At 65.7% G+C, this 12750-nt stretch carries 15 protein-coding genes; 3 read left to right on the top strand and 12 right to left on the bottom strand.

The features are described 5' to 3' along the window. Positions 1 to 64: 64 nt before the first annotated feature. Both IQ16_RS04265 and IQ16_RS04260 read right to left on the bottom strand, forming a co-directional pair. Positions 65 to 1009, bottom strand: coding sequence for an oxygenase MpaB family protein (locus tag IQ16_RS04265; protein WP_018648242.1), 945 nt, complete (start codon positions 1007 to 1009; stop codon positions 65 to 67). A 91-nt stretch (positions 1010 to 1100) separates the two neighbouring features. Continuing rightward, positions 1101 to 2249, bottom strand: a complete 1149-nt coding sequence (locus IQ16_RS04260; protein ID WP_018648243.1) for a patatin-like phospholipase family protein — start codon at positions 2247 to 2249, stop codon at positions 1101 to 1103. Between the two features lie 198 nt (positions 2250 to 2447). Between IQ16_RS04260 and IQ16_RS04255 the strand changes: the two genes are divergently transcribed. After that, positions 2448 to 3335: a LysR family transcriptional regulator gene (locus tag IQ16_RS04255; RefSeq protein WP_026312855.1), complete on the top strand. Its 888-nt coding sequence runs from the start codon at positions 2448 to 2450 to the stop codon at positions 3333 to 3335. 24 nt (positions 3336 to 3359) lie between these two features. Here IQ16_RS04255 and IQ16_RS04250 read toward each other — a convergent pair whose 3' ends face one another. The 3 genes from IQ16_RS04250 to IQ16_RS45020 all read right to left on the bottom strand — a co-directional run bounded on the left by IQ16_RS04250 (position 3360) and on the right by IQ16_RS45020 (position 4664). Continuing rightward, the gene (locus IQ16_RS04250; protein ID WP_018648245.1) at positions 3360 to 4076 is read right to left on the bottom strand and encodes a peroxiredoxin-like family protein; all 717 of its coding nucleotides are present in this window, start codon (positions 4074 to 4076) and stop codon (positions 3360 to 3362) included. Positions 4077 to 4157: 81 nt separating this feature from the next. Then, on the bottom strand, positions 4158 to 4442 hold the full coding sequence (locus tag IQ16_RS04245) for a hypothetical protein (RefSeq protein WP_026312856.1): 285 nt from the start codon (positions 4440 to 4442) through the stop codon (positions 4158 to 4160). A gap of 48 nt (positions 4443 to 4490) precedes the next feature. After that, positions 4491 to 4664: a hypothetical protein gene (locus IQ16_RS45020; protein ID WP_158646912.1), complete on the bottom strand. Its 174-nt coding sequence runs from the start codon at positions 4662 to 4664 to the stop codon at positions 4491 to 4493. Positions 4665 to 4679: 15 nt separating this feature from the next. Between IQ16_RS45020 and IQ16_RS04240 the strand changes: the two genes are divergently transcribed. After that, entirely contained in the window at positions 4680 to 5162 is a 483-nt protein-coding gene (locus IQ16_RS04240) for a cupin domain-containing protein (protein ID WP_018648247.1), read from the top strand. A gap of 139 nt (positions 5163 to 5301) precedes the next feature. Further along, entirely contained in the window at positions 5302 to 6510 is a 1209-nt protein-coding gene (locus IQ16_RS04235) for an MFS transporter (protein WP_145831284.1), read from the top strand. Here IQ16_RS04235 and ccoS read toward each other — a convergent pair. The 7 genes from ccoS to ccoO all read right to left on the bottom strand — a co-directional run bounded on the left by ccoS (position 6500) and on the right by ccoO (position 12738). Next, on the bottom strand, positions 6500 to 6667 hold the full coding sequence (gene ccoS, locus IQ16_RS04230; RefSeq protein WP_008138466.1) for a cbb3-type cytochrome oxidase assembly protein CcoS: 168 nt from the start codon (positions 6665 to 6667) through the stop codon (positions 6500 to 6502). The two genes, IQ16_RS04235 and ccoS, sit on opposite strands and share 11 nt — an antisense overlap. After that, positions 6667 to 8859, bottom strand: a complete 2193-nt coding sequence (locus IQ16_RS04225) for a cation-translocating P-type ATPase (protein WP_018648249.1) — start codon at positions 8857 to 8859, stop codon at positions 6667 to 6669. The genes ccoS and IQ16_RS04225 overlap by 1 nt, the downstream gene beginning before the upstream one ends. An 11-nt stretch (positions 8860 to 8870) precedes the next feature. Further along, positions 8871 to 9356, bottom strand: coding sequence for a FixH family protein (locus IQ16_RS04220; RefSeq protein WP_018648250.1), 486 nt, complete (start codon positions 9354 to 9356; stop codon positions 8871 to 8873). 13 nt (positions 9357 to 9369) lie between these two features. Continuing rightward, entirely contained in the window at positions 9370 to 10836 is a 1467-nt protein-coding gene (ccoG, locus tag IQ16_RS04215; protein WP_145831283.1) for a cytochrome c oxidase accessory protein CcoG, read from the bottom strand. A gap of 110 nt (positions 10837 to 10946) precedes the next feature. Further along, the gene (gene ccoP, locus IQ16_RS04210) at positions 10947 to 11819 is read right to left on the bottom strand and encodes a cytochrome-c oxidase, cbb3-type subunit III (protein WP_018646867.1); all 873 of its coding nucleotides are present in this window, start codon (positions 11817 to 11819) and stop codon (positions 10947 to 10949) included. A gap of 6 nt (positions 11820 to 11825) precedes the next feature. Then, positions 11826 to 11990: a cbb3-type cytochrome oxidase subunit 3 gene (locus IQ16_RS04205; RefSeq protein WP_018646866.1), complete on the bottom strand. Its 165-nt coding sequence runs from the start codon at positions 11988 to 11990 to the stop codon at positions 11826 to 11828. 13 nt (positions 11991 to 12003) lie between these two features. Beyond that, positions 12004 to 12738, bottom strand: a complete 735-nt coding sequence (ccoO, locus tag IQ16_RS04200) for a cytochrome-c oxidase, cbb3-type subunit II (protein WP_018646865.1) — start codon at positions 12736 to 12738, stop codon at positions 12004 to 12006. Between the last annotated feature and the right edge of the window lie 12 nt (positions 12739 to 12750).

Genomic DNA, 12750 nt, shown 5'->3' with positions numbered 1-12750 from the left:
GGTCTCTGGGTCCCGGCTCTGCGCCGCGACGCTCACGCGTTGCAGCTTGTCCGCGACACGATTCCTAGCGACGCACGTCCATCTGCGACCGGCCGATCCAGGCGCGGTTGAGGCAGCGGGTCATCCAATCCGGCTGCAGCTCCCCTCGCAGCCGCGCCTGCGCTTCCTGATAGGGGCCGACATAGCGCAGCCTGTAAGGCAGTTTCGGATAGACGCGCCTGATCCATCGCAGCGCATTGTCGGCGGATCTGGCTTCGCCCTCGTCGAGCTCAAAACCAAAACCCGCGCGCAGACGTTCAGGCAGCATGCTCGCCGTGAGCGCGCGATACCAGCGCGGCGGACGCAACCACGGACGCGCACCCGTGAAGATCTGCGTTGCGATCTCGCGTGCCGCGGTGCTGACCGTCAGCGTGTCCGATTGCGCCATCGCCGCGGTGTAAGCGGCAAAGCCGGACCAATCCGCCGGCAGGTCGTCCGCCGTCAGCCCGAACAGCGCACCGAACGTCCGGCTCTCGGCCCAATAGCGCTCGCGCTCCTCCGCCGAGAGCGGTGGCAGAACGAGATCATGCGCCATCAGCGCGGTGTCGACCAGTGTGGCGTGAACCCAGCGCAGCGATGGAATGTCGTTGGCGCAGTAGCGCGAGCCCGCCGCGAAGGGACCGACCGTCTCCGGCATCTCGCCGACGATCATGCCGTGGCGCCGGTGCAATTGCCGGGACGACAGCATGGCGCGGTCGAGCGAGCCGAACACCATGGCGAAGACGATGTCGAAGGTGCGATGGAAGCGACCGATCGGATCGGCAAAGGTTGTGGAATGCTCGGCGATCGCGGCGGCGACCCAGGGATGGGAGAGTTGCAGCAGCAGTGCGCGACCGGCGCCGAGGAAGTTCAGGGCTTCCCGGTCGATTTGCCAGGTCACCGAGGCGGGGCCGAACACGCCGGCAACCGGGCCCGCCGCGTCAGCGCGGACCTGATCGAGTGCCGCTTCCAGATCCTTCTCAACGACCACTTGCGAGTCTCGCGACGAAGACGCCGCGATCATAGCCCAGACCGCACGCTCTTGACATCGTCACCGCCCAATCAAATGACGGACAGGGCCCTCACTCCGCCGCAATCGGCATCTCGTCCGTATGCTCGTGCAGCACCACGCCGGCGAGCGGATCGAACTCGCCGATCCAGGGCCTGCGCGCCAGCACCGATCGCGTGTGAGCGTAGCCGGCATGCCAGCGCCGCGTGATCCCCGACGGACTGAAGTCGATATCCTTGGTATGGGTCTCGTGCTCGAGCTGCGGCGCCAACAGCCGCACCACATGCATGCGGGTCGGACAGCCGTAGCTCGTCAGCTCCCTCACCGCGGGATCGCTGCGCTCGCTCTCGGGCAGCCGCGCCGCGAGCTGGTTGATGACATGGCGCAGGCGATGCGCCTGCTGCTGCCGCACGATCTGGCTCGCGATGCGGCTGGAATATTGCACGTCCTTGTGCCGGTTCAGCACCTCCGCCATCGTGGTCGGCTCCGGCCCGACGGGATTCCACAGATGAACGGAGAAGATCAGCGAATCCCGGCGCGGATTGTCGTCGAACACCGCCTCCGTCGGCGTGTTCGAAAGAATGCCGCCGTCCCAATAGAGCTCGCCGTCGATGCGCACGGCCGGGAAAGCCGGCGGCAGCGCGCCCGACGCCATCACATGCTTCACCGTCAGCTCGCCGTCACGGCTGTCGAAATAACGCATCTCGCTGGTGCCGACATGGGCCGCACCGACCGTCAGGCGCGGCGCGCAGCGATTGGCCAGATCGAAATCGACCAGCTCGCTCAGCGTCTTCTCCAGCGGAGTGGTCGAATAGAAGCCGGCGTGATCGGCACCCAGCGGATAGGAATCGCCGGCATGCGCCAGCGGATTGGGCCGGAAGAAACCGGGAATGCCGTGGGTCACGGTCGACCAATAGGCCAGCTTCTCGTTGAAGCCGGGGAACGAGGCGCGCCAGTCCCAGACCGGCTGCTGCTCCATCCGCTTCCAGAACTCCCGCAAGCGCGCGAGCCGGTGCTCGGGCGAGTTACCCGCAATGAGGCTCGCATTGATCGCGCCGATCGAAGTACCGATGATCCAGTCCGGCTCGATGCCGGCTTCGTGCAAGGCCTGGTAGACCCCGGCCTGGTACGAGCCGAGCGCGCCGCCGCCCTGGAGCACGAGAACGACCTGCCCCGGCAGGTCCATGCTCTTGCGCTGTACCTTGTCCTGCATGCCGTTCATGTCTCGCTCCTGTCGAGCCTATGGTTATCATTCGTCGGGCGTAAGGCCATTGTTACGTCCTGCCGTTCTCGGCGATTGTCGGGCCTTTTGGAAATGCCGGCTGGCTTCCATAACCATACGCAGGCGCTATCGAGCCCGGGATGTCATTCCCTGTCCGGATCGGCTAGATTCCGGCCGATCCAGCTGGGGAGCCGATCCATGGAAATGCACCAGGTTCGCTATTTCCTCGCGGTGGCGCAGCTGTTGAATTTTACGCGCGCCGCCGAGGAATGCAACGTGACGCAGCCGTCGCTGACGCGCGCGATCAAGCAGCTCGAGGCCGAGCTGGGCGGCGACCTGTTCCGCCGCGAACGACCGGCCGCGCAACTGACCGAGCTCGGCCAGCGCATGCATCCGCTCTTGAAGCAGTGCTATGACGCCGCCACCGGCGCGCGCTCGCTCGCCTCTTCATTCAGGAGCGGCGAGATCGGCGCGCTGCGCATCGCGCTGACGCATTCGATCGACCTGGCACTGCTCATCCCACACCTGAACGCGATCAGACGCCAGTTCAACCGGCTGGAATTCCGCTTTCTGCGCGGGACCAGCCGCGAGGTCGGCGAATTCCTCAAGAAAGGCGAAGCCGAGCTCGGAATCGCCGCCGAGATCGACGAGGCCTGGGAGCGGCTCGACGTCTGGCCGCTGTTCACGGAAGACTTCGATCTCGTCGTCAGCAGGAAGCACCGTCTTGCCGGACACGACACGGTCGAGCCGGATGATTTGCGCGCGGAGCAATTGCTCGGCCGGAATTACTGCGAGCATTCCAGGCGTATCTCCGCGAGCCTGCGCGAGCACGGCATCGACGTCGATCACGGCCACGAGATTTCGAGCGAGCGCGATTTGATCGAGCTGGTCGAGGCCGACATCGGCATCGCCATGATGCCCCACACCTCGCCGGTGCCGGAGAGCGTCAAACGCGCGGCAGTCGCCGGGCTCGACGCACGCCGCACCGTCAGCCTCTACGGCGTCGCCGGCCGGCAGCGCACGGCCGTCGCCAATGCGGTGATGCGGATGCTGCGCGGCGCGGACTGGCGGGAGATCGCGGGGTAGCTGCACTACTGCCGGGCCCGAAACTCAGTTCTCCCGGCTCGCGCTCTCCAGCGCTTCGATCAGATCGTCGATTTCCATGCGCTTGCGGAAATCCGGATCGACGAAGCGCGCCCTGACGATCCCGTCACGGCCGACGACGAACACCGCGGGGATCGGCAGCATCCAGCCGTCATTGCCGTGGAATTTCGCCATGTCCTGATAGGACAACAGGCTCTGGATCTCGGTGCCGAGCCAGATCGCGAGATTGAGCGACAGCGCATAGCCGTTGTCGAGATCGGTGAGAATCGGAAACGGCGCGCCGGAGTCGGCCTTGACCTGCCTCGTGTATTCTTGCGTCTCCGGCATGATCGCGACGACCTGTGCGCCCATCGCCTTGATGCGCTCCTGCGCCTGCACCACGGCGCGGACATTGAGCCGGCAATAAGGGCACCAGTGTCCGCGGAAGAACATCACCGCGACGGGGCCTTGCTGCAGGAGCGCGGGCAGCGCGACCAGACTTCCACTTTCATCCGGCAGCATGAATGGCGGCATCGCATCGCCAGGGAGCGGCGCGGTCTCGCCGCCGCCGTTGCCGTTCAGTCTCGCCACCAGCCGGTCGACCGCCTCGCCATAGGCCGGAAACACCTTACGGCTCGCATCCGCATAGGCCCGAAGCTGCTCGTTCAGCGTCCCCTCCATGTCGCGGCAGCGCTGGAAGGCGAGCCTCAGTCGATCGGCGTCGGCTGGTGAGAGAGACGTCATCTTCCACTCCGGCGTTAGAAGGGCGATCTTAGGTTCCAGGTCCGGCCGCCCGCAAGGGGCGGCCGTTGCGCGAGGGCCGGTTCAATTCACGTAGAAATTGCCGGTGGGATCGAGCCGTCCCGAGGTGGAGTACAGCGTGCCGTTGTCCATGAAGAAGACGGTGTTGGCGGGCACCTTCTTGGCGTTCTTCATCATGGACACGTGGTTCTTCTCGGCCGGGGCCATGGCCATCGCCGACATCTTGCCAGGCCCGCCATAGACATAGGCCATGCCGGCCTTCAAATCCCAGGCCGCTTCCGAGAAGGCCGATGTGGCGATCACCGCGAAGGCGGCGGAAAAGATCAGGGTTTTTGACACTTTCGGCATGAGATGCTCCTCCGGATTGACGTGAACGCCCGCCAATCGGGCGCCCCGTCATCGGACGCCATATCCCCCGGAAGCGGAAATGCCGTTGCCCAATCGGTTCGATAGCCGCCGCGCATCAAGATAGCGCAGGGCTATCGCATCGAAAGCAAGCCGGCATTTCAATATCGACGCCGTCTCGACGAAGCTCCTGCCATAGCCGGCGACCAGCGAGGTTGCGGCCAACAGAGGAGACTTCCCATGTTCAAGCAGCACATGTTGTCGCGCCTGGTCTGGCCGGGCGCAGCCGTTCTCGGTGCACTGACATTTGCGGCGCAGCCGGCGCTCGCGGGCGAGTGTCCCGCCGACAAGATCAAGCCGAACGCGCAGCAGATGGTCGACTATAAGCCCGTCGGCGTCACCGACGTCACGCTTGGCGCAATCGATCTCGGCAAGCAGCCCGCCCATATCGAGGGCCGCGAGCTGCGCTTCCGCAAGCTGACCATCGCGCCCGGCGGCATCGTGCCCTGGCACAGCCATGATGACCGCCCCGCGCTGATCTTCGTGCAGCAGGGCGAGATCGTGGAATACGCCTCCAACTGCGTCGATCCGATCGTGCACAAGGCCGGCGACATCCGTCCCGAAGTCTACGGCACCTCGCATTGGTGGAAGAACCTCGGCAGGGAGACCGTCATCCTCTATGTCGGCGACGTCCGCAAGGATCCCAACGACCATCACATGTAACGAGCGCATCAGTGTGCCGTCGTTCCGGGGCGCAAAGCGAACTCCGGTGCGCAGTTGCGCACCTGAGAACCTCGAGATTCCGGGTCTGGTGCTCGCGCACCACCCCGGAATGACAACCACCGTTCGGGAGATGCACGCCATGACCGATCTTTCCGCGTCGATCAAACCGGCCGCGATGACGATGGACGCTCACTCGCCTGGCCTCGTGCTGCGCTCGCTCGTGATCGGCCTCACCGCATTCCTGACCGTCGTCGACCTCTTCGCAACGCAGGCGATCCTGCCTTCGCTGACGCGGCACTACGGCGTCACACCGGCGGCGATGGGCTTTGCCGTCAATGCCAGCACCTTCGGCATGGCGACAGCCAGCCTCGTCGTCGGCTTCTTCAGCCCGCACATCAACCGGCGGACCGGCATCCTGCTCAGCCTGACGCTGCTGGCGATCCCAACCGGCCTGCTGGCGTCGGCGCCCAATCTTGCCGTCTTCACCGCCTTGCGGGTCGCGCAGGGCCTTTGCATGGCCTCCGCCTTCGCGCTTACCCTCGCTTATCTCGGCGAGCAATGCAGCGCCACGGACGCCGGCGGCGCCTTTGCCGCCTACATCACCGGCAATGTCGCCAGCAACCTTGTCGGCCGGCTGATCTCGGCGGCGGTCGCCGACGGCCTCGGCCTCGCCTGGAATTTCTACTTCTTTGCGGCGCTCAATCTGGCCGGCGCGGTGCTGGTGTATTTCACGATTCGACGCGTGCAGCCGATGCAGGCGATCATGCCGACGGCTTCGCCGCTCGCCGCCACCATTGCGCATTGGCGCAATCCGCACCTGCGCGCGGCCTTCGGCATCGGCTTCTGCATCCTGTTCGCCTTCATCGGCACCTTCACATTCGTCAATTTCGTGCTGGTGCAGCCTCCGCTGTCGCTCGGCATGATGGATCTGGGCCTCGTCTATTTCGTCTTCCTGCCGTCGGTCGTCACGACGCTTCTGGCCGGCAAGGTTGCCGCGCGGCTGGGAACGCGCGCCACGATCTGGTTATCGCTCGCGGTCGCCGGGCTCGGCCTGCCCTTGATGTTGGCGCCGCATCTCGGCGAAGTCCTCGCCGGCATGGTTCTGGTCGGCGTCGGCACGTTCTTCGCGCAGGCCGCCGCGACCGGCTTCGTCGGACATGCGGCAACCGACAACCGCGGCATCGCCAGCGGGACCTATCTTGCCTGCTACTTCTGCGGCGGGCTGGTCGGCACGGCCGTGCTCGGGCGATTGTTCGACGCATTCGGTTGGCACGCCTGCGTCGCCGGCGTCGGCGCCGCCCTCGCATTGGCGGCCCTGCTCACCTTCGCCCTGAAGCCTAGCGCTTGACCGGGGCTTCCTGCGGCGGCTCGTCGTCGGCGATGGCGCGCCAGGCAGCGCCGTCGAGATCGTCGTACTGGCCGCTTCGGAGCGACCAGAGGAAGGCGACGAGACCGGCGCCTCCGAGCATCAAGGCCAGCGGTACCAGGATGACCAGGATCTCCATCACACAATCTCCCGCTCGGCGCTGCGGGCGCGCAGCGAGTTCAGCATCACCAGGATCGACGATCCGCTCATGGCGGCCGCCGCAATCAGGGGCGTCACGACGCCGCTGATCGCAACCGGCACGGCAAGCACATTATAGCCGATCGCAAGCCAGAGGTTCTGCCGCATCAGATGCAGCGCCTTGCGCGAGGCGTCGATGGCGGCGACCACGGGGGCCAGCGGCCGGCCGAGGAAGACGAGATCGGCGGTGGCCTGGCTGAGATGGGCGGCCGAGATCGGCGACATCGAGACATGGGCTGCCGCCAACGAGGGCGCATCGTTCATGCCGTCGCCGACCATCAGCACCTTTACTCCGCGCCGCTTGAGCTCCTCGATCCGCGCGATCTTGTCGGCCGGCGTGACGCCGGCGCCCCATTCGGGAATGGACAGCGCGTGCGCCGCCGCCGTCACGGCCGGCTCGCGATCGCCGGAGAGGATCTCCATGCCGATGCCACGCGCTTTCAGCGCCGCGATCACGGCCTGCGCGTCCGGACGCAGGCCCTGGCGCACCGAGAGGATGAATTTTGCGGTCCCCTTGCTGAACGCGACGATGGACGCTTCGGGATCGAGGTCGTCGGTCAGGCCGACGAGGCCCTCGGCTCCGCAAAAGGACGGCCGCCCAAGACGGATCTCGGCATCGTCGATCACCGCACGCACGCCCTGCCCGGCTTCCTCGACCGCACCGACGATGGGCGATCTGGCACCGGCCGCCTGCGCCACCGCGGCGGCCACCGGATGATGACTCGACAGCGCCAGGCGCCCGGCGAGCTCGAAGATGTCGGCAGGGATATCGGCCGCATTCATCACTTCGAGATCGGGCAGCGTCAGCGTGCCGGTCTTGTCGAAGATGACATGGTCGGCTTCCGCCAGCCGCTCGATCGCATCGCCCGCATTGAGCAGCACACCCGCCCTGAACATCGCGCCCGAGGCCACCGTCTGCACGGTCGGGATCGCGAGCCCGAGCGCGCAGGGACAGGTGATGATCAGCACGGCGACGCCGGTCACGATCGCATCATGCCAGGACGCACCCGCGATGACCCAGCCGAGAATGGTCAGCAGTGCTGTGGCATGCACCACCGGCGCATAGAGCCGCGAGGCGCGGTCGGCGAGCCGCATGTAGCGCGAGCGCGCCTGCAGCGCGTTATCCAATAGCCGCGTGATCTCGGCGAGCAGCGTCGCCTCGGAGGCCGCCGAGACCCGCACCCGCAGCGTGCCGGAGATGTTCATCGATCCCGCATAGACCGGCGTGCCCTGCGCGGCCGTGACATAGAGCGTCTCGCCGGTGATCAGGCTCTGGTCGATCTCGGAACGGCCCTCGATCACGGTGCCGTCGACCGCGCAGCGCTCGCCGGGTCGCAGCAGCACGATATCGCCGGGATGGATCGCCGCCACCGGCACCTGCGAGATCTCGTCGGGCCCGACGAACTTGGCCGCGGTCTCCGCCTTCAGCGCGGCGAGATTGCCGGCCACCGCGCGGGTCCGCCGCCGCATGTTCTGGTCGAGGAAGCGGCCGACCAGCAGGAAGGTCAGCAGCATGATCGCCGCGTCGAAATAGGCATGCTCGGCGTGGTGAATGGTTTCGACCACGGACATGCCGAGCGCCAGGATCACGCCGATCGAGATCGGCACATCCATGTTGGTGGTCTTCGCCGACAGCGCGCGCCAGGCCGACCGGAAGAACGGCTGGCCGGCATAGGCCGCCGCCGGCAGCGCGATCAGCGCCGACAGCCAGTGGAAGAAGTCGCGCTGCTCCGGCAGCATGTCCGAGACGTTGCCCGACCATACCGGGATCGACAGCATCATTACGTTCATGGTGGCGAACGCGGCGACCCCGAGGCAGCGCAGCAGGAAGCCGGATTCGGCGACCTCGGCGGCTTCCGCACTCTCGGTCTCGAACGGATAGGCCCTGTAGCCGAGCTCTTCGAGCCGGTCGATGAAGCGGCCGGGGTCGAGCGTGCCCGCCTTCCATTCCAGTGCGACACGGCGGTCGGTCAGGTTCACGCGCGCCAGCGTGACGTCAGGAATGGCCGAAAGCCCGCGCTCGATCTTGGCCATGCAGCCGGCGCAGTGAACACCCTCGACCGCGAGGTCGATATGCCGGAGGCCCGCGCCGGCGTCGCGAACATAGTGAGAGAAATCGCGTGTGACCTGCATGACGAGATCCCTCAGTTCAGGATCACGCGGTTGCGCGAGAGGAACACACGCGCCCCTCGCGCCTCACCCTCGATCACCAGATCCCACTGCCCCGGCGCGACGGACGCGGCATTGCCGCGATAGACGCCGATGCCGGCTTCCGCGAGCTCGACCTGGAGATCGGCGCGCTTGTCGGTCGGCCGCTCCAGGCGTCCGCCGAACTTCAATCCGGCGAGCGGCTGGCCGCTCGCATCACGCGCCTCGACCTGGATCGCGGCACCACCGTCGGTACGGCGCTCGATATGGGCGCTGACCTGCCATTTGCGCGCGGCCTGATCCTGCGCCGCCGAGATCTCGCGGTCATAGGTCAGGCCCGCTGCATAGGGGCTGTCGACATCGGTTCCGGGTAGCGTCGCGATCGCGAGCTTCATCATGGTGACGTTGACGCCGATCACGAGCCCGAAGAAAGCGACCAGCATCAGGAGCACCTTGGTTCCGGTCAGCGGCTTGGATGCCATGGCAGTCTCCTTCCTACGGCGCGACGAAATTGTCGGTGGCGGAGGCGACCTCGCCGAGGCCGATATCGGTGACGTGGAAGCGCACCGGGACCGACTTCTCCGGATTGCTTTCCGCCGGCGCCGTGACGAGCAGGCGCAGCTCGCTGGTGGAGTCGCGGGGGATCACGACCATCGGCCGGTCGGGCGTCACGGAATCCACGCCGACGACTTGGACGGTCAAGTTGGCCGGGCCGTCCGCGTCGATCGCGACGACGCGGTCGTAGCCGCTCTTGTTCAGCAGCCGCACCGTATAGGCGTTGCGGATCGAGCCGTCGCTGAGCTTGACCGCGACCGGATTGCGGTCGTGCAGCACGTTGACGTCGAGCAGGCTGCGGGTCGCCAGCGTGTAGATCATGATGCCGCCGACCGCGGCGATGATCGCGCTGTAGACGATGGTGCGAGGCCGCACGATGCGGTAGATCGGCGCCTTGCCTTCCTGGCGGCGATGGATGTTGATGTCGTTGTCGTAGCCGATCAGCCGCTTCGGCCGGCCGATCTTGGCCATCACGTTGTCGCAGGCGTCGATGCAGAGCCCGCACTGGATGCATTCCATCTGCGGTCCGTTGCGGATGTCGATGCCAGTCGGACAGACCGCGACGCACTGGTAGCAGTCGACGCAGTCGCCGACCTGCTGGCCGAGCGCGCGCAGCTCGGCCGCCTTCTTCACCGACGTGCGCTTCTCGCCGCGGTCGTAGCGGTAGGTGACGTTGAGCGCCCATTCGTCGGTGAGCGCAGCCTGGATGCGCGGCCACGGGCACATATTGGTGCAGACCTGCTCGCGCATGTAGCCGGCGAGCAGATAGGTCGTTGCGGTGAGGATGCCGATCCAGACATAGGCGATCATCGGCCCCTGGAACGTGACGAGCTGCTTCACCAGGGTCGGCGCGTCGTTGAAGTAGAGCACCCAGGCGCCGCCGGTCCACCAGGCGATCAGCAGCCAGATCGAATGCTTGAGCACGATCTCGGAGATGCGCTCGAGCTTCATCGGGTCGGACGAGGCGTCCTTCTTCATGCGCTCGCGCCGGTCGCCCTCGATCAGGCGCTCGACGGCATAGAACAGGTCGGTCCAGACGGTCTGCGGACAGAGATAGCCGCACCAGATGCGGCCACCGATGGAGTTCATCAGGAACAGCGCCACCGCGGCGACGATCAAGAGGCCGGTGAAGTAGTAGACCTCCTGCGGCCACAGCTCGATGAAGAAGAAATAGAAGCGGCTGTTGGGAAGATCGATCAGCACCGCCTGGCTGGGCGCGCCGAGGCCCCGATTCCAGCGCACGAAGGGCAGGAAGTAGTAGACGCCGAGGCAGAACGCCATCAGACCCCATTTGATCCGGCGGAACGTGCCGGAGACGCTCTGGGGATAGACCTTCTTGTGGGCTGCGTAGAGCGGCCCGTAATCGTCGTCCGATGTGAGCTCGTTCGGGTTCACGGTCTTGTTCATCGCGAAGTTTGTCTCGAAAAGGTGCGATTAAACCTAGAGCCGACGCCGCCGCATCGCTTGATCCAGCTCAAACGAGGGCGCTTTTGTTCGCCCCGTTTCCTCCATACCTGCTATTTTCCGCCGCCCAGCGAATGCACGTAAACCGCCATAGCCTTGATGGTGGCGGGATCGAGCCGCCCTTCCCAGGCCGGCATCACGCCGGCGCGGCCCTGGCTGATGGTCTCGATCAGGGCGGCCTCGTCCGAGCCATAGAGCCAGATTTTGTCGGTCAGATCAGGCGCGCCGAGCTCCTGGTTGCCCTTGCCGCCTTCGCCGTGGCAGGCGACGCAGTTTTCAGTGAAGATCTTCTCACCCTTGGCCGCATCAAAGCCCTTGCGGGTCGGAAGGCCCGACAGCGAGCGCACGTAATTGGCGACCGTGACGATCTCGTCGGCCTTCAGCACGCCGTCTTTGCCGAAGGCGAGCATCTGGCCCTCATGCGTCTTGGCATGGCCGGAACGCGCGCCAAACTGGATGGTCTGCATGATCTGGTCGAGCGTGCCGCCCCACAGCCAGTCGTCGTCATTCAGGTTCGGGTAGCCCTTGGCGCCGGCGCCGCCGGAGCCGTGGCACGGCGCGCAATTGTCGCCGAACACGGTCCTGCCCTTGGCGCGGGCGAGCGCCAGCAAGGCCGGGTCCTTCTCGATGTCGGCGAGCGGCGCCGCCGCCAACGCCGCCATCTTCTCGCCGCGCAGCGTCTCGAGATTGGCGAGCTCCACCGCGAGGCTGGCGCGCGTCGAATAGCCGAGCAGCCCAGTCGTATGGCTCGAGATCAGCGGCCAGGCCGGATACACGATCCAGTAACCGATCGACCAGATGATGGTGAGGTAGAAGCTGATCACCCACCAGCGCGGCAGCGGCGTGTTGAGCTCCTTGATGCCGTCCCATTCATGTCCGGTCGTGGACTTGCCGGTGACGGTATCGACTTCGCTATGATCGGTCATGGTCTCTCACTCCTCCCGCAACGGCAGGCGTGCCGCTTCGTCGAACGCGGCCTTGTTACGGGGCCAAAATGCGTAGGCGATGATCGCGAGAAAGATCGCGACGAACACCGGCGTCCAGATCGTCGTCACCAGCTCGGACGCAAGATTGTGGGCTGTCAGGATGGCTTTCATCGTTGATGCCTTCTCAGCGAAGATTGGCTTTCTCGTTGTAGATCTTGAAGTCGACCAGCGTGCCGAGCATCTGCAGGTACGCGATCAGTGCGTCCATCTCGGTCGGCGTGCCGGTCTTGCCGTCGAAGTTGCGCACCACCGCCTTGGCGTAGCGCTTGGTGAAGGCGTCGGAGCCGGCATTGTCGGGATCAGCCTGGGCCTTCAAATCGGCGCCTGCGTTGGCGATCTGCTCGTCGGTGTAGGGCACGCCCACAGCTCTCAACGTGCGCATGTGGTCGGCGATCGTGTCGGGATCGACCTCGGCCTGGCTGAGGAACGGATAGCCCGGCATCACCGACTGCGGCACGATCGCGCGCGGATTGATCAGGTGGGTGACGTGCCAGTCGTCGGAATATTTGGCGCCGACGCGGGCAAGGTCCGGACCGGTGCGCTTGGAGCCCCACTGGAACGGGTGGTCGAACATGCTCTCGGCGGCGAGCGAAAAGTGGCCGTAGCGCTCGACCTCGTCACGCAAGGGGCGGATCATCTGCGAATGGCAGAGATAGCAGCCCTCGCGGACGTAGACGTTGCGCCCCGCCAGCTCCAGCGGCGTGTAGGGCCGCACGCCGTCGACCTTCTCGATCGTGCTCTTGAGGTAGAACAGCGGGGTGATCTCGACGAGACCGCCGATCGAGATCACCAGGAGGATGCCGACGATCAGGATGATCGAGTTCTTTTCGAAGATTTGGTGGCGTGTCCAGAACGACATTGCTTGAGCTCC

This window comes from Bradyrhizobium huanghuaihaiense (genome assembly GCF_007830635.1).
In the GTDB taxonomy this organism is placed as follows: domain Bacteria; phylum Pseudomonadota; class Alphaproteobacteria; order Rhizobiales; family Xanthobacteraceae; genus Bradyrhizobium; species Bradyrhizobium huanghuaihaiense.
Note: the sequence above shows the minus strand (reverse complement) of the source record. Positions and strands in the feature narration are given on the sequence as shown.